General features: G+C 40.3%; 16 protein-coding genes. 2 read left to right on the top strand and 14 right to left on the bottom strand.

Annotated elements, in window-relative coordinates:
* Window positions 1-694 precede the first annotated feature (694 nt).
* The 9 genes from ppiC to L1272_RS16185 form a co-directional block, all read right to left on the bottom strand.
* Window positions 695-973: a peptidylprolyl isomerase PpiC gene (gene ppiC, locus L1272_RS16225; RefSeq protein WP_055021968.1), complete on the bottom strand. Its 279-nt coding sequence runs from the start codon at window positions 971-973 to the stop codon at window positions 695-697.
* A gap of 70 nt (window positions 974-1043) precedes the next feature.
* Window positions 1044-1382, bottom strand: coding sequence for a hypothetical protein (locus L1272_RS16220; RefSeq protein WP_235373862.1), 339 nt, complete (start codon window positions 1380-1382; stop codon window positions 1044-1046).
* Between the two features lie 48 nt (window positions 1383-1430).
* The gene (locus tag L1272_RS16215; protein WP_235373861.1) at window positions 1431-4481 is read right to left on the bottom strand and encodes a S8 family serine peptidase; all 3051 of its coding nucleotides are present in this window, start codon (window positions 4479-4481) and stop codon (window positions 1431-1433) included.
* Between the two features lie 339 nt (window positions 4482-4820).
* Window positions 4821-5450 carry a lysoplasmalogenase gene (locus L1272_RS16210; RefSeq protein WP_235373860.1) on the bottom strand — a complete coding sequence of 210 codons (630 nt, stop codon included), beginning with the start codon at window positions 5448-5450 and terminating at the stop codon, window positions 4821-4823.
* A 58-nt stretch (window positions 5451-5508) separates the two neighbouring features.
* On the bottom strand, window positions 5509-5907 hold the full coding sequence (locus L1272_RS16205) for a thiol-disulfide oxidoreductase DCC family protein (RefSeq protein ID WP_268841511.1): 399 nt from the start codon (window positions 5905-5907) through the stop codon (window positions 5509-5511).
* Window positions 5908-5909: 2 nt separating this feature from the next.
* Window positions 5910-6932 carry a zinc-binding dehydrogenase gene (locus tag L1272_RS16200; protein ID WP_235373858.1) on the bottom strand — a complete coding sequence of 341 codons (1023 nt, stop codon included), beginning with the start codon at window positions 6930-6932 and terminating at the stop codon, window positions 5910-5912.
* 13 nt (window positions 6933-6945) lie between these two features.
* Complete coding sequence (locus L1272_RS16195) at window positions 6946-8352, bottom strand: TolC family protein (RefSeq protein WP_235373864.1); 1407 nt, start codon at window positions 8350-8352, stop codon at window positions 6946-6948.
* A complete protein-coding gene (locus tag L1272_RS16190; RefSeq protein WP_054552138.1) occupies window positions 8345-11491 on the bottom strand; it encodes an efflux RND transporter permease subunit in 3147 nt (1048 codons plus the stop codon). The genes L1272_RS16195 and L1272_RS16190 overlap by 8 nt, the downstream gene beginning before the upstream one ends.
* 6 nt (window positions 11492-11497) lie before the next feature.
* Complete coding sequence (locus L1272_RS16185) at window positions 11498-12664, bottom strand: efflux RND transporter periplasmic adaptor subunit (protein ID WP_054552137.1); 1167 nt, start codon at window positions 12662-12664, stop codon at window positions 11498-11500.
* A gap of 118 nt (window positions 12665-12782) precedes the next feature.
* Between L1272_RS16185 and L1272_RS16180 the strand changes: the two genes are divergently transcribed.
* The gene (locus tag L1272_RS16180; RefSeq protein ID WP_235373857.1) at window positions 12783-13727 is read left to right on the top strand and encodes a LysR family transcriptional regulator; all 945 of its coding nucleotides are present in this window, start codon (window positions 12783-12785) and stop codon (window positions 13725-13727) included.
* Between the two features lie 11 nt (window positions 13728-13738).
* On the opposite strand, the gene L1272_RS16175 is transcribed toward L1272_RS16180, so the two are convergent.
* Both L1272_RS16175 and L1272_RS16170 read right to left on the bottom strand, forming a co-directional pair.
* Window positions 13739-14782 carry a GGDEF domain-containing protein gene (locus L1272_RS16175; protein WP_054552135.1) on the bottom strand — a complete coding sequence of 348 codons (1044 nt, stop codon included), beginning with the start codon at window positions 14780-14782 and terminating at the stop codon, window positions 13739-13741.
* A gap of 199 nt (window positions 14783-14981) precedes the next feature.
* Window positions 14982-15830: a DUF6279 family lipoprotein gene (locus tag L1272_RS16170; RefSeq protein WP_235373856.1), complete on the bottom strand. Its 849-nt coding sequence runs from the start codon at window positions 15828-15830 to the stop codon at window positions 14982-14984.
* Between the two features lie 545 nt (window positions 15831-16375).
* Between L1272_RS16170 and L1272_RS16165 the strand changes: the two genes are divergently transcribed.
* Complete coding sequence (locus L1272_RS16165) at window positions 16376-17098, top strand: tetratricopeptide repeat protein (protein ID WP_054552133.1); 723 nt, start codon at window positions 16376-16378, stop codon at window positions 17096-17098.
* A 19-nt stretch (window positions 17099-17117) separates the two neighbouring features.
* On the opposite strand, the gene L1272_RS16160 is transcribed toward L1272_RS16165, so the two are convergent.
* From L1272_RS16160 to L1272_RS16150, 3 genes are all read right to left on the bottom strand, one after another.
* A complete protein-coding gene (locus tag L1272_RS16160; protein ID WP_235373855.1) occupies window positions 17118-18530 on the bottom strand; it encodes a coniferyl aldehyde dehydrogenase in 1413 nt (470 codons plus the stop codon).
* A 139-nt stretch (window positions 18531-18669) separates the two neighbouring features.
* A complete protein-coding gene (locus tag L1272_RS16155) occupies window positions 18670-20100 on the bottom strand; it encodes an SLC13 family permease (RefSeq protein ID WP_235373863.1) in 1431 nt (476 codons plus the stop codon).
* Between the two features lie 57 nt (window positions 20101-20157).
* Window positions 20158-21117, bottom strand: a complete 960-nt coding sequence (locus L1272_RS16150) for a porin (protein WP_235373854.1) — start codon at window positions 21115-21117, stop codon at window positions 20158-20160.
* Window positions 21118-21202: the final 85 nt, after the last annotated feature.

Below are 21202 nucleotides of genomic sequence, written 5' to 3'. Positions count from 1 at the left end.
ATGCTATGTTTGTTCATGCTAGCCTCTGCTGTTTAGTTATTTGACAAACTAATTATGGCTCTGGCTTTGTCATTAAGCTAACCCACGAAAAGCGGAGGCTAGCACCGTGTGGGAGTCATTATGTCTATATGCCTATGATATTTTTGAGCCGTTCTACAGCTTTGGTGTTTCTTCTTATAAGTTTTATCATGCTATATGGTGTAGGTGAGCGCTTTTTAAGTGCATTATGGATGCTCTATAAGTTTTATGGGAGCAATGGAGAAGGGATTTCGCTTGGTGTCTCAGTGACACTTACTACTTACCTTGTCTCATTTGGTTTAATAGCTGTTTCAAGAGTTCTGTTCACCAAATCTGGTGATAAGGTTGTTTTATCACTATCCAAAGTTACGGGCTACATAGTGTGGTCTGGGCTAATACTTTTAACTATTTTGCTTGTTACACCACTAGCTCACCTTTACTCGAGATAGCGGCATATAACAAAGCAAATTAAAAGTGCGGACAAAAAACAGTTGGCTTTGTTCGTGCCTCACAAATTATAGCCAACTATTTTTAGCCGTTTATTTGCGGCGTTACTGATTAAATACTCTAACGTGTTTTTGTCCAAAAATGAGTTAAAACCACAGGCTTCAACTCACTAAAAATAAATATTTAGGGCTAACGACGTGTCTTATTAGTTTTAAGCTGGCTTTAATTTTTAAGTTCTGTATAGCACTTTAATTACATGCCAACCAAAGCGCGTTTTCACTAGATGTGGTTCTAAGATTTCGCCGCTGAATGCTACTTTGTCAAACTGTGGCACCATTTGCCCGCGTCTGAATTCCCCCAAATCGCCGCCTTTTTTACCCGACGGACAGGTTGAATGTTTTTTAGCTAAAGTCTGAAACTTAGCACCTTTTTTAAGTTGCTTGATAATGTCTTCAGCTTGTTCTTTGTGCTTAACAAGAATGTGCAGTGCGTGCGCTGTATTTGCCATGGAAAATCTCGAAAATTAAAACGCGCGTATAATAACATAAAAAACGCATAATCACTGATATGTTATCTAGTTAATCAACCTGGCTTGCAGGTAAGTAATGAACTCTTTTCACTCCTTTGATACTGCTAAGTGCTTGAATGTGAAATTTTAATAAGTTTGGCTCTATGTTTTTATCGAACTCAATGATTACACGCCCGAGCTCAGGGTCTTCTAATCTTAAATAGCCACTATTCACTTTTGAAAAATCAGCTAACTCAGCAGACTCAACATATTCTTTTGCTACAGACAAAACGAGTACACCACATTCATACTTTAAACCTTCGTAAACGCACTCATTTTGATTTTGCTTACAAGCACTTATAAAGCTCGTAAACATAAGGGTTTGTAAAATAAAAAAACGCTTAAACATTATTGCCCCTAAAAAAGCGGGTATTTACTAAAAATACCCGCTATTACTTTACTCTGCTACAGGAACTGTAATAGGTAGAACAACCCTTCTTAGAACAGCACTTTCATCACCTCTAACCCATAAAATAACTTCATAGTTTAGTGGTTCTATTGATGCACTTTTAACGCCTTGCAATGTTACATCAAAAGTTACTGTGTCACCTGGTTTAGCCGCTTGGATGACTTCTGGTGTGATATTAGCTACCCACTCTTCTCCAGAGATATGTTCAATCGAAATATCAATCTCTTTCAGCGCTTCATCTAATGCTTCAGAGATTCTATCCGCGATTTCATTACTGTCTGTTGATAGCATAAATGATACACCGCCCGTTGCGCTTACAACACGGTTAATATCTTCTGTTGTATCACTGTTACTACCACTTTGAAGTCCAAACACCGTGATGCCGTTATCTTGAAGCTCGCTAATAACTTGTGTAAAACCTGCACCTGGATAGTCAGTTTCGAGATCAGAATCATGGAAAGCGGCATCGGTCGCAAGTAGCACAACTTTTAATGCCCCTTCACGCCAACCAATGCTAGAAGGCGATATTTCACCCGCGTCTGTGTATTGACCGTCGTCGTTAATATCGCGTCCTGCACCTGTTGCTACTTGATAAAGGCCTTCAAGTTGTGACTCTTGATAATCACCACCATAAAAGGTCTCTAAACTAGTAATACCTGATTTCACATCATCAACATTAGTCGTGACTTCTTGAAGTAAATAAAACGCTTCATCACCACTTCCTGCACTACCATAGCCATCAATTGGAAAATCAGAAAATGCCGATACACCAAAGGCTACGTTAATACCCCGACCAGTTAAGTTATCAAGGATTGCATCAGCTTGTGTTTTTAAATTACTAATATCATCGTCATAGCTACCGCTAACATCAATTAGAAACATAATATCTAATGCATTTACAGTTGTTTCTGGTAAAGAAAACTCGATGGTTTTATTAATTTCGGAGCCTTTGCTCAATGAAGTAGCTGCCATAACTTCAAGATCAGAGTCCACTGTTAATTGCGCTGTTTTAACTGCAGAATTAAGGTTTAATAATTTCGTGGGTGTTGTTGTACCTACATCTTTAGACTCATCAGATAAAACAACAGTATTACTTGCAGTTGAAAGTAAAATATCACGAACTTCAGCTGCTTTTAACGATGAGTTGATACCTTTGATCAAACCAGCAGAACCTGTGACTAAAGGCGCAGCATATGATGTACCGCTTCCAACTTCACCATTACCCCAACCTAAATCCACACCAGGCGCGGCAATATTTACCACTTCTCCCATACGTGAAAAAGTAGCATCCATATTACTACTATCAGTCGCAGCAACAATTAGCGCGTTTGTTTTCCACGCATCAGCGCCAATATCATCTTCAGATAGTAAAAGTTGGTGATCAGCTTTTTCGCAGTTGTTACCTGCAGAATATATAAGTAACGCATCTTTTGATTTTGCATATTCAACAAGGTTAGTTTGATTTAATCGCCAGCTGCGACGACTTTGTAACCTTACTTCTGTTGGATCTGAGCACTTACTTGTATCACCCCAAGATAAGTTAACAATACTTGCGCCATTATCGATTGTTGCTTTAGCACCAGCAATTAAGTCAGTTACGAATGTTTTCTCGCCTATGCCAAATGGGCAATCAGCCGCACTTAAAATTCCATCACAACGTCTAAAGTAGACATCGGCATGAATTACATTTGCATACGGGTTAACCCCCGAATAACTTTTACCCTCTGTCATATTATGCGCTGCAACAAAGCTAGTAACCCACAAACCATGCTCTGAATCAGTATCGTCAGTATCTGTGGTTACATAACCTCCGTCTGCTAATATCTGTAATCGAGATAGTCGTGACTCATCTAAACTAGTTTGTGTATCTGAAATACCTGTATCAACAACCCCTACTTTTACTGATTCTAAACTGTCTTCTTCAATAGCTTGCCATGCTTTATCTGCAGCAATGATGCTGTGCCAATAATCCCCTGTGTAAGTCGCTTCATCTTCAACACTTGCTACTTTCTTAGCCATTGTCAGCTGCATCGATTTATTCGATTTTGGCTTTTTAAATTTTATCGGATTTTCACGTAGGCTATCTGGCACTACAATTTCATTTAATCCAGAGTGACGAACCCCTTCTAGGTTTGCTAGGTCATTAATTAATACAGACTCTTCAGCTGTATCTCTTACCCTTACTTGCATTAATTTTAATTTTTTGTCGTAGCTATTTAATGAGCCACCCAATGAATCAATTTTATCGAGCACTGCCTGTTGCTCTTCAAGAGTAATATCTTCTTTTAAATGTACTAGTAGTTCATCTTGAGCTGCTTCGACGCTTCTTCCGTTAACCTCAATGGTTTCTAAGCCTTTAGGTGAACCAAGCGCATCTGTAGGTACATTGACAACAATTACATCAAGCGTTTGAGTAAATGTTTGACCATCGTTGTCAGTAACAAGAAGCTCAAATTGAAGCTCTTCATCAAAGTCTACATCTGGGGCTGTGAACTCAAGGTTAGTGGTTGAACTATCAGCTATTTCTACCTCAACGCCACTTACTTGCGACCAAGCATAAGAGATAATTTCACCATTTGGATCAGATGCCTCAAGATTTAAGGTGGCCGCTGTATTTTCATTGATTTCTTGAGGATCTTTAGCATCAATTACAGGAGCAATTAATACATTCTTAATAGTCAATGTTGTTGTATGTTTAGTCGAAGCACCTTGGTTATCTGTTGCTGTTAATTCAATTTCAACAGTCGTATCTTCATCTACCTCGGGGGCGGTAATTGAAAAAGTAGCGTCAGTCGTATTTGATAAATCCATTTCTGGGCCTGAAAGTTGTGCCCATTGATAACTGCTGATAGTGCCATCAGAATCCATTACTTCAGGTTCAAGAGTTAAAGTTGTAAGTTCATCGAAGCTAACTTGACTCTCTGCGCTTATAACAGGTGCAATATTTTGTTTTTCATCATTACTGTCATTATCGCTACCACATGCTGCTAACAATGAAGTAGCAATTAAGGTAAGCGCAAAATTGCGAGGGTGTTTCATTATTTAATCCTTAAATAATTTAATCGTTATTACGAATAAAAGAACACTTTGGAGATATAAGCCTTTCCATGGTTTATTAACTAGAAATGCTAGGAAATATAACAATGGGCTATATATCCAAAACATAAGCACGCTAACATCTTGTCAGTGCGCTCTAGGTGGGAAAGTTTAATACAAAGGAACTAGAATGCAACAATCACCAAACAACTTTTTTCATTTAAATACAGTGTTTTAACAAATAAAACCCATTTAAACCCACTAATAGCAACAATACAAAAAGACGAACTAAGATCATTTTGTCCGCTAAAAGCTTACTACATAGCTAGTAAAGTCTTGCAGTTACTTATTTGAATAATAATTTAAAAAACCAGTAATTAACAAAAGCTGTGCAATGTAATACGTTGTCATTATTGCAATATCTGCATGCGCTATTTCTAAATAAAAACGGTTAAGGCCAAGAATAGAGTCTGATATAACAAACACAGCTCCACCTAACACTAAAAAGCCGTTCGATTTATCTGTCATCCAAGTAAAGCTTGCCATTATGGTGAGCACCAACATATAGAAAATTACCGGAACAAGCATGTCATTTAAGTTTGGATAGAATAAGCAAAAAACGATGATGGCCAAAAATAGATAAAGAAGTACAACGTCTAGTCGCCAGTTTTTGATTGGCAACATGGTAATGATATAAAAAGCGTGGCTGACAAAAAATGCCGCTAAACCGCCTATAAACAGTTGCCCCGTATCAAGGGCTAGCAACACATCACCTAGTGCTGAAAAACTAAGAGCGAATAATAAAGTGATAAAAGTGCGACTTTGTAACTGACTGCGTGCTTTTAACACCATCACAATCAATAGGCCGATTGGTAATGTTTTAAATAGCGCCAAAAAAGGCTGAGGAAATAATGGTTGTAATAGCAATGAAGCAATGTAGACCGAACTAAAGATTAGAAAGAGGATGTTCATATTCTTATTATTGTTATTTGTTCCCAATAATGAGAATAGCAAGCTTTACTTAAAATGTTTATAAAAAGTGCTGCTTTTGTTCTTCGGTCAGTAACTTACACTGTGTTTGCTTGCCAAAAAACCGATAACGATTACGACCAACCCAATCATATATACGATCGCGATAACCTTTTGGCAGTAGCTTAAACACCTTAGCCAAAGAGAAAGGAAAACCTAATTGTGTCGCGATAAATAACACAGCGTCACTTTGTTTATATAGCTGGTTTTTATCAATTACTAACATGGAGGAAAGTGGATCTTTAACTTTATAAGCCTTTAATAAACGCTCACCTTTATCGCTTTGCATTGGGCATAACTTAAAGGTTATTTGCTTATCAAAGCGAAGAATGAACTGCACACAAAAATGGCACAGATTGCACTGACCATCAAACAGTATGATTGGGCAGTGAGTTTGCAAGATTAACCGCTTACCTGCACAACTTGTTTTCCGGTAAAACCACCAGCAAGTTGTTTATTAAAAGCTGCTGAAACAGCTTCTGCGGTAAAATCAACGGCATGAATTTGTGGCAGTTTTATCTCGCCACGGGCTGCATTATCGAGTAATAAGTTACCCATAAAGCTTAGCTTTTGCTGCGCACATAAGCTATTTGCAAGCCACGCTCCGCCTAACGATACAATGCCAATATTTGGTGCGCGTCTAAACATTAGTTCTTGTTCAAATTTAGGTAATTCATTTAAACAAGCAATACGGCCACAAAAGCGCATTAGCTCAACGTTACGAATAGTGGTATCGCCACCAATACAATCAAGCACCGCATCAAAACCTTGCGGGCCTAATTCACGGCGAATTTTATCTTCAAGTTTTGGGTCTTTGTAATCAAATACAACATCAGCACCTAATTGCTTAAGTAACTTATGATTGTGTTTGCTGGCAGTGGTAAACACGGTTGCACCACGTTGCTTGGCAAATTGAATAGCGAATTGGCCAACGCCGCCTGCACCTGCATCAATAAACAGTGAATCCCCTTCGCTTAGCTGCAACTTATCAAGAGCAATTAATGCCGTCATACCTGAACAAGGTAAGGTTGCAGCGTCTGCAGGTGAAACGTTATCTGGCACAACCGATACTGCATAGTTTGGTACCGTTGTGTATTCAGATAACACACCTTGGTCACCAAGACTGGCGTGCCATACAACACGCGCGCCAACACCAGGGAATACACCTTTATTTGCCTGAACAACCACCCCAACTGCATCATGGCCTAATACATGCGGGTAATGCCATTTACAAAAACCTTGTTTTGCAAAGTTGGCATCACCATGATTTAAGCCCACATATTCAACTTTAATCAAGAGCTCATTGCCTTCAGGGCTCGGTACTGGCACAGAGAGCTCAGATAACGCAATCGCGTCATTTGGCTCAAGCAGTGCGAGCGCGCGCATTGTTGACGGAAGATCTGTAGTTTGTTGAATATGTGACATTGAATACTCTGGGTTAAAGGTTGTTTAGTTCAAAGCTCCAGCGACCATTAAACGCTTGATAAGCACTTACTTTGGCCTGTAATGAAGCAATTGTTGAATCAACAGCGTTCTCTTGCGCTATTAAAACATCCTGTCTCGCATCTAACAACTCTAAGTAAGGAATTTGTCCTTCTTGATACATTGCTTGAGCTTGACCAAATGCTTTATTCGCATAATTAAAACGCTGATCAGCATAACTTAACTGTTGCTGCTGTTTGACTAGCCTTTGTAAAGTAAGTTCACTATCGCTAATGGCTTTTAATACTTTACTTTGATAGTCACTGTAAGCGGCTTCACTTAAAAACTGCTGTGCATCACGCTGCGCTAATAATGCAGGATAGCTGAGTAATGACCATTCAACTTTTGGCGTTACTTGCCATTGTTGCACGGTATCTTCTAAGCCATTGCTGGTTAAGCTCACCACACCTGCAAACCCGGCCAGACTAATATCTGGCAGTAATGCTTTTGAGGCGGCAACACTTAGCGAATAAGCCTGACTAAACTGATACAAAGCACTGGTGATATCTGGTCTGAGTGCCATTGCTTCACTGGCTTTATTAAACGACACGCTAAATTCTTGGCTGAGTAACTCAGGCTCTTCTATCAAGGTTATGTCGCTTGCAAGTCGCCCGGTTAGTACCGCAAGGGTTGCGAGGTCACGATATTGCAAATAACTAAACTCAGGAATAAGCGCTTGTTGCTGCTTTAACTGCGCAAGAGTACGGTTAAGATCAAGCTCATTTGCAACCCCCTCTTCTACTCGCGCTTTGAGCACATCAATACTTTGCTCGAGCGCCTCGATTTGCATTTCAATGATAGCTTGCTTTTGCACATTACCTTGATAGCTTACATAGCCTTGCACCACGGCTGAGACCACTTCAACCTGCAATGCTCTTAACTGCTCTGCTTGGTTTAGCGCGCCCGCATTAGCAGCATCGACAAGTGCGGTAATACGACCAAACAAATCAAGTTGCCAATTAACATTAACACCTGCGTTTGATTGGCGCGTAATAACACCATCTAAACTGCTGCGCTCTGCGCCTACGCTTAGGCTGCCCTGCTGATAATAATCCGCGCGGGCTGCACCTAAACGGGCAATGGCTGCATCAAGCTGAAGTTGACTGGTTTTTAAGTCGTGATTCATTGCTAATGCATCAGTTACTAAATTGTTTAACTGCGGCGAATCTAAACGGCGCCACCAATTATTTTCGCTCGCACCTTCGTTTTGTTCACCAATTTGTGTATCGCTAACAAATTTTGTCAGGCTCACTTGTTGCTCTTGCATATCGACGCTTTGTGCGCAGCCAGCCAGTGCTCCAGCTAACAGCATTGCACTAACTAGTTTGCCGTGTTTAAAGATTGCATGAAGAGGCTTATGCATCATGTTGCTCCTTCTGCGATTTTTTAGTGACTAACATATAAAACACCGGGGTGAACAATAAGCCGAACACGGTTACACCAATCATACCTGAAAACACCGCGTTACCCATGGCATGACGCATCTCTGCACCTGCACCTGTGGCTAAAACAAGAGGTACAACGCCTGCCGTAAAGGCAATTGACGTCATTAAAATTGGGCGAAGTCGTAAGCGACACGCTTTGATGATAGCTTCAAGATGAGACAACCCCGTTTTATGCTGATCTCGTGCAAATTCAACCATCAAGATGGCATTTTTACTTGCCAGTGCAACCAGTACGATTAATGCGATTTGCGTGAAAATGTTGTTGTCATCACCAACAAACCACACACCTAACAGTGCCGAGAAAATCGTCATAGGTACAATCAGAATAATAGCCAGTGGTAATCTTAAGCTCTCGTATTGCGCTGCAAGTACCATAAAAACAAGCAATACAACAAGTGGGAAAACATACACCATGGTATTACCCGCTAATATTTGCTGATAAGTTACTTCTGTCCACTCAAACTCAATACCATTTGGTAATGTATCGGCAAGGATTGCTTCAATCGCATGTTGCGCTTGATCAGAGCTATAACCTGGTGCTGGGCTACCATTTAATTCAGCTGTAGGGTAACCATTGTAGTGCATTACACGATCAGGGCCTGTTGTTGGTGTGACCGTTAATACAGAGCCTAATGGCACCATTTCACCCATGCGGTTACGTACTTTAAGATTCAAGATTTGCTCAGGATCTTGGCGGTAATCAGCATCAGCTTGCGCATTAACCTGGTAAGTACGACCAAACAAGTTAAAGTCATTCACATACACAGAACCTAAGTACACTTGTAATGCATTGAATACTTCATCAAGTGGAATACCTTGGATAAGCGCTTGCTCACGGTCAATGTCGATATCCATTTGCGGTACTTGAATTCTAAAGCTTGAATAAAGCCCCATTAATGCAGGGTCTTGCTGCGCTTTCGCAATGGTTGCTTGTAAACTGTTAAAGAGTGCTTCAAAGCCTTTGTTTGCACGGTCTTCAATTTGCAGTTTAAAGCCGCCCGTTGTACCTAAACCTTGAATTGGCGGTGGCGGGAATACCGCAACAAATGCTTCATCAATACTAGCAAACTTTTGATTTAACTGAGCCGCAATCGCCATTGCCGACATGCTCGGATCTTGACGCTCCTCAAAAGGGGCAAGCGGTGTAAATACAATGCCGCTATTAGGGCTATTTGTAAAACCATTCACCGATAAACCAGGAAACGATACTGTGTTTGCAACACCCGGTACTTGTAATGCAATTTTTTCCATTTCTTGCACGACTTCTTGAGTTCTGTCTAAACTTGCCGCATCAGGCAACTGTGCAACAGCCACTAAATATTGCTTATCTTGCTGTGGGATAAAACCACCTGGTACTGCGTCAAACAATTTTACTGTGCCACCAACAAGTGCAACATAAGCAACTAATACAATCACACTCATACGAATTAGCTTTTGTACCAGCTTTTCGTAGCCATTGGCGCCTTTATCAAATAAGCGGTTAAAAGGTTTAAATAACCAGTTACCAAATACACGGTTTAATAGTTTAGTTAAACGATCTGGTTTTGCATCATGACCTTTTAATAGTAACGCCGATAACGCAGGCGATAGTGTTAACGAGTTAAACGCAGAGATAACCGTCGAAATAGTAATGGTTAAAGCAAATTGCTTATAAAATTGACCAGATAAACCCGTAATAAATGCCGTTGGAATAAATACCGCACACAATACAAGTGCAATGGCGATAATTGGCCCTGTTACTTCTGTCATTGCAACACGGGTTGCTTCAAGTGGTGATAAACCCTGCTCGATATTACGCTCTACGTTCTCAACCACAACAATGGCATCATCAACAACAATACCAATGGCAAGAACCAAACCAAATAGCGATAAGGTATTAATCGAAACCCCCAACCATTGCATAACCGCAAACGTACCAATTAAAGATACCGGTACTGCAATCAGTGGGATTACTGATGCACGCCAAGTTTGTAAGAACACCACAACAACGATTACAACTAATGCGATTGCTTCTAGTAGCGTTTTAATAACAGCATCAATTGAACCGCGTACGAATACAGTTGGGTCATAAACAATGTCGTATTCAACACCTGCCGGAAAGTCTTTTGATAATACTTTCATGGTTTCACGCACTTGATCAGAAAGCTCAATCGCATTTGAACCTGGGCGCTGGAAAATCGGCATTGCAAGTGCAGGTTGACCATCTAACATCGCTCTTAATGCATAGGTGTTTTGGCCTAATTCAAGGCGTGCTACATCACTTAGGCGTGTAAGCTGACCTTGCTCACCTACTTTGATGATCACATTTTCAAATTCTTCTTGTGAGCTTAAGCGCCCTTTTACATTCATCAGAATTTGAAATTGATTACTTTTCGAGGTAGGTTGCGCACCTAAACTACCCGCAGCAACCTGTTGGTTCTGAGCGCGTAATGCATTTACTACGTCCATTGCTGTTAAATCGCGAGCAGAGAGTGCATCAGGGTTAAGCCAAACACGCATTGAATATTGACCCCCACCAAACATTTGCACATCACCCACGCCGCCTAAGCGAGCAATTTGGTCTTTGATATACAAATCAGCATAGTTCGCTAAGTAAGTTGTATCATGCGTTTTTTCAGGTGAATACAAATGCACCACCATGGTTAAATCAGGTGATGATTTTTCGGCTACAACACCTAAACGCTGAACTTCTTGTGGTAAGCGTGGTAGCGCACTGTTAACACGGTTTTGCACTTGAACTTGTGCACGGTCTAAATCAGTACCTAATGCAAAAGTAACTGTTAAAGTCATGCGGCCATCACTGGTTGCTTGTGAAAACATATACAACATGTTTTCTGTACCATTGATTTCTTGCTCAAGTGGCGTTGCCACTGTTTCGGCAATCACCGTTGGGTTAGCACCCGGGTAATTTGCTGTAACTACAACCGTTGGCGGTACAACCTCAGGGTACTCACTCACTGGCAATTGAAATAGCGAAATTGCCCCTGCAATGAGAAATATAAGCGACAGCATCGCTGCGAAGATGGGTCGCTGGATAAAAAAGTGTGAAAATTTCATTTTGACCTACTGTTTAGCAACCAAATCTGAGTGATTATTTGAAAGAGTAAATGCAATTCCGTCGCTATTGATTGTGACTGTGTTTGGTGAAATTGGCATACCAGGGCCAACACGCGCCGGGCCATTCACAGCAATCACATCGTTTTCGTTTAGTCCTGATGTAATCGCACGTAAACTGCCGTAACGCTCACCCACCGTTACTAGCTTGTATTCAAGAACATTGCCTTCACCCACAGTGAGTACAAAGCGATTCTTTAAATCAGTCCCAATTGCACGCTCAGGCACAATGACTTTTTCACTTACTTTATTGGCAGCAAGCTTAATACGTGCAAATGAGCCCGCACGTAATTGTTGTTCATCGTTTTCGAACACCGCACGTACACGAAGAGTGCCGGTAGTTTCATTAATTTGGTTATCAATGAAGTTGATTTTGCCATTGTAGTTAAAGCTGGTTTGACCCACTTTTTGCATCACAACCGCTTGTTCACTTTGCGCTGTCACATCAGTAAAAGACTGATTCCATGTACGCTCATCAATATCAAAATAAGCATACATTTGCTGGTTTGAAACAATGCTTGTTAACACGCTTTGACCAGCAAGCACGTTATTACCTTTGGTAATATTCGCACGCGATACAACGCCATCAATGGGTGAACGCACTTGAGTAAATTCTAAATCAAGCTCTGCGGCCGTAAGTTCAGCCTGTAGCGCTAGCAATTGCGCTTCGCGTTGTCTTAGCGTTGATTTACGAGACTCCGCTTGCTCCGTTGAAATTGCTTTACGCTCAGTTAAGCGCTCTGCACGTTTTGCTTCACTTTTAGCCTGCTCTAATGCGGCCTTGGCGCTCTCTATCTGCGCTTTTAAGCTATCTACTACTGCTGCAAAAGGGCGTGCATCAAGGGTGAAAAGCAAGTCACCTTCTTTAACACTGTCACCTTCTTTAAAGTTAATTTTATCGATCACACCTGAAACACGCGGCATAAGTGCAACCTCTTGCGGTGCCTCTAAACGCGTTGTGTAGGTGTGCCAATTTTGTACTGGCTTTACAAGTACTTGCGCTACATCGATAGGTTGTAATTGTTGCTGTTGCGCTGATTGGCTAGCTTCGCTACCACATCCTGCCAACGTTAAGCTCGCAATGGTCACAGCCACTGCAAGAATAGATTTGTTCATAACGACTCTCCTGTATTTAGATAGGAGACAATGTTACGCAACTAATTAGTGGATAAAAATGATAGATTTTTAAATTCATTAATGCCAGAATTGCACCAATAGAATTTAAGGAACTGCTATGGATACCACCAGCCGCTTATTAATGTTGCTTGAAGTAATTGAACGAGGCTCATTTGCCAAAGCCGCCGAATCTAGAAATATAGATCGCTCAGTTATTTCAAAACAAATTAACCGCCTCGAAGATGAATTAGGTGTGCGTTTACTAAATCGTACTACACGTTCTTTTTCGTTGACTGCCGCTGGTGCTGAAATGGTAAAAAAAGCAGCTGAACTGAGAGATTTGTTATCAGATACCGTCAGACTTGCTGAAAATTACCACCAAGAACCCCGTGGTACGTTAAAAATTACCTCATCAAGTATTATTGGTAAACGCTATATTCAACCAGTCATTAACGACTTTCAAAAACGCTTTCCGCAAGTTGAGGTGGAACTTCGTTTAGACGACAGGCTGATTGATTTAGTATCAGAAGGCTATGATTTAGCGTTTCGTGTTGGCGAACCAAAAGACTCGTCATTTATTGCCCGTAAAATTGCCCGCAACCGTATGTTGCTGTTGGCATCACCGGAATTTATTGAAACTTACGGTATGCCAAAACAGGTTGAGGATTTAAAAGAACTACCTGCCGCTAGCTATTCAAGCCCAAGTAAACGCATCAGTGGAATTCGTTATCGTAATGCCGATGGCGATATTATTGAGCAAAATATTAAAAGCGTCTTTCGTGCGAACGATGCAGAAGTACTTTTAATGAAAGCTATTTCAGGCAATGCGTATGTTTTGGCGCCGGCATTTATTCTTGACGATGAAGTTAAGCGTGGCGATCTGGTGCCCATTTTAACCGATATGGAATTACTCGATTACAGCGCGGTGTATGCAGTTTACCCACACAGAGACTTACCAGTAAGAACGCGTTTATTCTTTGATGCTATGCGTGAATACATAGGCAAAGATATTCCTATTTGGGAGGCAAACATCCCTGATTTCGACACCATGTACAAAAGCTAAATTTATAAACGCTAACTCGCTTTATTATGCTCAATTGACTCTTGGCTCAACTCATAAGCTGTTACAACTTTATTTCGTCCTTGCTGCTTTGCTTGGTATAGCGCATCGTCAGCACGTTTAATAAAGTTTTTCAGGGTTTGATTTGGCATGTAGCAAGCAACACCAATACTAATGGTCAGATTAATTACTTGCTCATCAATATTGTGGATAGTGGTTGATAAGTGCTCGCGCAGCATATCTGCGAATTCATAAGCACTTCTTGGGTCACTACTGGGTAAGAAGATAGCAAACTCCTCACCGCCAATACGAAATACATAGCCTTTACTAATGCGTTGCCTAAAGAAACTGGTTACTTCAATCAAAATGCGATCGCCAACATCATGGCCATACTGATCATTAATATTCTTAAAATAATCAAGGTCGAGCATTAAGATAAACAAGCCATTTTTGTTTTTTAATTCAACTTCAAAATAATGGGTCATTGCCAAGCGGTTCCCCGCGCCAGTCAAAGGGTCGAGCAAGGCTAAGTTTTCAAGTCGCTGTCCATATTCAGCACGACTATTTTCAAAGGTGTGAGATACTGCCCAAATACAGATATATGTAAATGAAAAATTGAGTAAAAAATTAACACTATTGAGAGGTTCAAGACTTGATTTACTAAATAAAATCAGTGCTTGTAATAGTGCAACCATCAAAGACAACACTTGCCCATATTGCTTACCAAGTAATAGATAGAACAATACAGGCAATGAACATGTCCAGATAAAAAGTAAACTCTTTATACTGCTTAAGTAAGTACCTAATGTAATGAGTAAACTTAAAAACAAACACAGAGTAAGTGATTGCCAGAGCTGAGCATTACGTTTTCGGGTATAGAAAAAGATATAAAAACAAAACGAAGCAAAAACGACTTCTAACGCACCTAGAACAACAAAGTCATTTATAAATAGATTAAAAACCGCGAACACGCCCGCTAAAACACCTAGACAAAAGCCCATCCATTTAAGAACGTTATTACGTAAAGCTTGAGTGCCTCTTAGCGCACCAATATCCATTCAGTTTCTCGTTATTATTCTAGTGACTAGATTTTAACTCCAAATTAAAAAATTAGGAACAAATTATTAAGCGAACCCTCATTAAATTACGTTTATTAACATAAAATCTTGAAAAACTGATACTTTCTAACTTTTATTTTAAAAACATAAGCTGCTAGCTGCCATCAATTTCATATCACGTGCAAATACACCTAGCCCATTAATCATCAATCAAGTCACTTACCTCTTCGATTAACTCATCAAACTCATCGCGAACGTTACGACGCTGTTTATCGGTTAATGTAGGTTTTAGTTCCACTAATAAATTAACGTAGTTATCGAGATTTTTATCATCGGCTGCAATTAACTCATCGCTCATAAAAGCCAAGCGATTATTAATGATGACTGTCAACTGGCTATCAAAGTCTGTTGGTTTTTGCTTTTGCATAAATAACGTTTTTAATGCATCTAAACGCTTTTGTTTGTACTGCATCCACATTAAAAATGTACCGACTCGAGAATTTGATGAGCTCTCTATGAGTGTTTTTTGCTGCGCAGTGAGTCTGCTACCGAACCACTCTTTATAATTTTCAAGGTTTTCTTCTAAACGTTCTTTTTTATGTTGCTCAGGTGATTTTTCTTCGTGCTCTTTGTACTCGTCGTTAATGTTTTCTTGCAGTGCAGCAACAAACTCTACGCGCTGCTTATAAGAAAGTGAATTCGCTAAAGCGATAAGTTCAGGCTCAATTTTATTAATCAATGTTTGCCAGTGCTGCTTCGCTTGTACAAAGTGTGCTTTAAGCTCGTTATGGTCAACTTGCTTATCTAACATGGTCTTTAAATTTTCAAGGTCGCGTTTATATAAGGGGAGTTGTGTTTCTCGATGCCAATCTCGGCTGGCTTTGACAATATGCTCAAATTTATCAGCCTGGTCACTGTTAAGGTCAACATAATCATCAATCCAAAACCCTGATAACCAACCTAAATTATTGTAAGTGAAGCTCGGAGAACACCCTGTTGCTGTAAACAATAAACTAAATACTATTAGATACTTTGATAGCTTTTTCATTGTAGTTTTTTCAAATCCTATTTCAAAACAAAGTAAACTTACCACTAAGAACAAAAATGCAGCAACCAAATTAAATGAAATTAATTATCATTTGAGTATTGACGAACGGTTAAACCTAAGTAATAATCGTTATCAACAACTTGGTTCGCTAGACTATTCTCACAGCAACATCATACTGTTAAAGGTTTTGATGCTGTTTTACCAAGTTAGTTCAAGATGTAACTCTTGATTGTCATCTGTTTCCTCGACCCAAACATAGACATAAAACGTTACACTTTACTTGCTACATTGCTCATATCGGTGACGGTAGATATGACACGAAAAAGCCCGCTAAGGGCTTTTTTTATTTCTTTAATTTTTCTGGAAAATCTGTATCTTAAGCCTACTTGTTAATTGCAAAGCTTGCCGCTGTCTATAAATTGGGCATTTGCAGCTGTTGGGGCTAAACTAAAAGTGATGTTTTGCTCTGAGGCTGTTTGGCAAGGCATTTTATCAATAGCTGAATGCTTTGTTATTGATACCTAACACACATTTGGAGGCAGACTATGATCAAGCCTAATTTTAAATCACTATTGCTCGCTAGCACGTTAATCTTGTCACCTTTAGCAAATGCCAGTCTTGAAGATGCCCAATTAGCGGCAAATGAAGGCCGTTTTGAAGAAGCGCTTCATGAATTTAATTACCTTGCAGACAGAGGTTATGCCCCTGCAATGTATGAGCTTGCTAAAATGTACGAAGGTGGCTTTGGTGTGCAACGAGACTATCGTAAAGCAGCAGAGTTGTACGAAAAAGCAGTAAAAAAAGTGCATGCTGATTCAATGTTCGCATTGGGTGTACTTTATCAAGAAGGTAAAGGTGTCAAACTTGATAAAGAAAAAGCCATTTCATTGTATGAAATGGCGTCACAAAAAAACCATCCAGCGGCACAGTTTAATTTGGGGGTTATGTATGCCAATGGCGAAGGGGTAATTCAAGATTACCGTACCGCGCTTAGTTGGTACCAAAAGGCGGCTGCAAATAACTTTACTCTTGCGCAATTCAACATGGCTTTAATGTATTACGAAGGGTTAGGAGTTCCTAAGAATCTCGAAAAATCATACATTTGGAATACCATTGCTGAATACAACGGCAACATGGATGCAAGCCATAGCCGTAAGCTTGATGAGCGAAGTATGATGCCTGCAGAAATTGAAGCTGCTAAAGAAAAAGCAGATGCCATTTATGCAAAAATACAGGCTGGTTTATACGCACCTGACGGGCGTCTATAAATAAACTTCGTACTTGCGCTTAAGGGCGCAAGTACAGCCATTTTAATAGTTTGATCAGCAACTTATTTTGTTTTAGCAATAAACTAGTGCGAGGGTTAAACTTACCGGATACCAAGGTATTTCGTGCATGGCTAAAGGTTTTAAAACCTTCAATGCCATGATAGTGCCCCATCCCTGACTCACCAATACCACCAAACGGTAGCTGATCTGCTGTTACCTGCATCAATACATCATTAATTGCTAATGTACCGCTTCTGATTGATGTGCTTATTTTACTGATTTTCTCTTTATCGTGCCCCAAAATATACAAAGCAAGAGGTAATGAGTCACCATTGATCGTATCAATCACCTGCTGCAATGACTCATAACCGATAATGGGCAGTAAGGGGCCAAAGATCTCGTCTTGCATGACGCGCATATCATCATTCACTTGCGTTAAAATGTGCAAGCCCATACGGTGTTTTAGTTCATCAACTTGATGACCTTCTATCGGCTCAAATACTTGCGCGCCTTTGTCTTTTGCGTCAACTAAATAAGCAGCTAATCGCTGGTATTGACTCTCGGAGATAATTGAAGTCAGGTTTTTACCTTCAACACCTTGTTTAAAATGTTTTCGGTAAATATCACAAAGCTGCATTACCAACTGATGCTCAAGCCGCTTTGGAACAAATACGTAATCAGGAGCAACACAAATTTGCCCTGCATTGTTCAATTTACCAAATAAAATTGTTTTCGCTGCTTCTTTGATATTTGCATCATCAAGAACAATTACTGGCGATTTACCACCTAGCTCTAACGTCACTGGGGTAAGGTTTTTACTAGCACTTTGCATTACTTTACGGCCGACAGCGGTTGAACCAGTAAACAGCATATGAGCAAAAGGAAGTTGGCAAAATTTTGCAGCAAGTTCTGCTTCGCCTTCAATCACGATACAATGCTCTTTCAATTCATCAGCCAAAATCGTTTTTATAACTGCGTTAGTGTGAGGTGTATATTCGCTTAACTTTAGCATTACGCGATTGCCTGCGGCTAATGCGGTTATGGCAGGAACTAACGCAAGTTGAATTGGATAATTCCATGGGGCAATGATGCCTACAACCCCTTTCGGCTGATAACTAATATGTGCAGACGAAGGCCATAAACTAAGTCCAACACCACGAGATTCATTTTTTGCCCACTTTGGCAAACGCTTAATCACATCACTGATTGTTTTGACTGTTGGGAAAATATCGCCTAGTACAGTATCAAAGGCTGTACGGTATCCAAAATCTTTACTTGAAGCATTCACTAAAGCCTGCTCGTTCTCAATAAGCGCAACTTTGACGCGTTTTAGAAGCTTTATTCTAATATCTATTGGTAAGTAAGGTTCAGCTAAAAATGCATCGTTCAGCTGATAATATTGTTCTTGTAATTGTGAATCTAGTTCGACCAAAACGAGTACTCATCAAAAAGGTTTAAACAACTATAACGATGAATAAAATCGAGAGCAAATAAAAACAGCGCCCATAAAGAGCGCTGTGAGTGGTTGGTAAGAGTTGAAACTATTGTTCTGTATTCATTAATTTTTACATTTAAAAAGCAAATACACTCGCTGCTACAGTCATTGTAACTAAGGTGATCATGGCAATAGCTATTAAGTTAAGTGCGAACCCAGAACGGATCATATCGCGCATTTGAATTTGCCCTGATCCAAACACAATCGCGTTTGGTGGTGTCGCGACTGGCATCATAAACGCACAGCTACATGCAATTGCAGCAGGAATGACCCACACAAGCGGTGTACCAAATACTGACTCAGCAACCGGGCCTAATAGTGGTAAGAAACCTGCAGCTGTGGCTGTGTTACTGGTTATTTCTGTTAAGAATGTAATAAGAGCCGTTACCGCTAAAACACTTAAAACTAACGGAATAGCACTTGCGCCCTCGATCATATGGGCAATATATTCAGCAAGGCCAGACGACTTGATTTGTGCAGCTAGTGTTAAACCGCCACCGAATAGTAGCAACACGCCCCACGGCACTTTAGCTGCACTTTCCCAATCAAGGATTCGCTCACCATCGCCTTTATTTGCTGGTAACACAAATAACATCAATGCTGCAGCAATCGCTACGCCGGTATCAGAAATTTTAAGGCCAGAGAAATCAGCAATCATAGGTCTAAAAATCCAGCATACTGCAGCTAAAGCAAATACAACAGCTACGCCTTTTTCAGCGCGCTGCATAGCTCCTAACTCTTGTAACTGTGACAAGAATAAAGATTTAGTGTCTTTGCTTGCACTTTTTGCACATTGTGTATCAACTTTATAAGCAAACTTAGTTAACCACACCCAGCATAAAATAAGCATAACTGTCGCAAGTGGTACACCTACTTTCATCCACTCAGCAAAGCCAATATCAATCTTGTAGCTATCTGATAGGTATGCAGCCATTAATGCGTTTGGCGGCGTACCGATTAAGGTTGCGATACCACCGATGCTAGCACCATAGGCAATTGATAATAACAATGCTTTACCAAATTGGTCATTATCTGGGTTAGACTGTTTAACTAACATAGTAATCGACATTGCAATCGGTAACATCATCACAGCAGTCGCTGTATTTGACATCCACATTGATAAAAATGCCGTTACTAACATCATGGCTAAAATTTGTAGGCTTGGCTTAGTACCAGCACGAAGCATGGTATTAAGTGCAATACGCTTGTGTAAACCCCAACGCTCCATCGCGATTGAGATCAAAAAGCCGCCTAAGAATAAAAAGATCAAAGGGTGTGCATAAGGTGACGCGACCCCTTTGATTGCTGCAATGCCAGCAAGAGGTGATATAACCAGTGGCAATAAAGACGTAGCAGGAATTGGCACAACTTCGCTTACCCACCAAGAAGCCATCCAAAATGCAAGGCCTGCAGTACGTAATGCAGATACACTCATACCCGCTGGTGGATCAATTAAGCAAGTTAATAACATCACTAATGGGCCTAGCAGTAACATCACTGTGCTCATTAATGGGCGTGGCTGTGAGCCATCTTTTGTTTGATTTACTAATGACATACCGACTCCTTAGAACTTGTATTTAAGGCCAAGTGCAACGCTGTTATCTGATTCAAGTTCTAAATCTAAATCAGTATAGAATAAGTAAGCAGTGGTTTGTTTATCGAACACATAGTCAACACCTGCTGTCCATTGTTTACCTTCTTCAGCATGGCGAATCTTTGAGTCGTCTTTAACATATTGCAGTTTAGGTACCCATTTATCGATTGCATAGCTTGCACTAAGTGCATAGCCATTGCCTTCTTTCGTACCGTCGGTAGATTCACTGCGCTGGAATAAACCCGCTAACTGTAGGTTTTCAAGTTTCCATGCGGCAACAACACGGCTTGCCGTCAACTTGTTAAGTGCATCAACATGGCTGATAGCGACATAGTAGTCTTTAGATTTTAATGCACGGTCACCATAAATAACCGTTGCCGCAAAACCATCTTCATCGTTGCTGCTGTCATCTTTTGGAGCATAAGTTAGTGCAAGTGATACGCCACCGTATGTTTTTGAGCTGTAGGTAATGGTATCGCCGATACGGTCTTGACCAGGGATCAGCTGTGCAATATCTGCTTGGGTTTCGTTAAAACCGTCTACTTTACCTTCTGAGTATTTAAAACGCGTGTCGTTACGACCGACAACCACTTCACCAAAATCGCCTGCAAGGCCTAAGTAAGTATTACGAGCTGAAAATGGCTCATTTGTATCATCATGCTCAAAGCCTTTTACTTGCACTTCGTATTTAAATACCGCTTTAAGTGACTCAGTTAGTTTGTGACTACCTTTAATACCAATACGAGAAAAAGGTGCTTCGATTTGCGTACCTTCATCAACATAGCGCATAACGCCTGTATCTGTGTTTGCTATTTGAACTTCTGCTTTACCGTATACCGCGTAGTCTGCTGCCATTGCTGAGCCAGCTGTGCTCGCTAAAATCACAGCCGCTGTTACGCGTGTTTTTGTATGAGTGAATATTGTTGTCATTATGCGCCCCTTATTAGGTTCAAATTGTTGTTCCTAACTAGTAAGGCAAGTTGGTTGCCAACTTAGTTAATTTTAAAAAAGCTGT

The sequence above is a fragment of the Pseudoalteromonas sp. PAST1 genome, from assembly GCF_021532515.1.
In the GTDB taxonomy this organism is placed as follows: domain Bacteria; phylum Pseudomonadota; class Gammaproteobacteria; order Enterobacterales; family Alteromonadaceae; genus Pseudoalteromonas; species Pseudoalteromonas simplex.
This window is presented reverse-complemented; position numbering and strand designations above follow the sequence as displayed.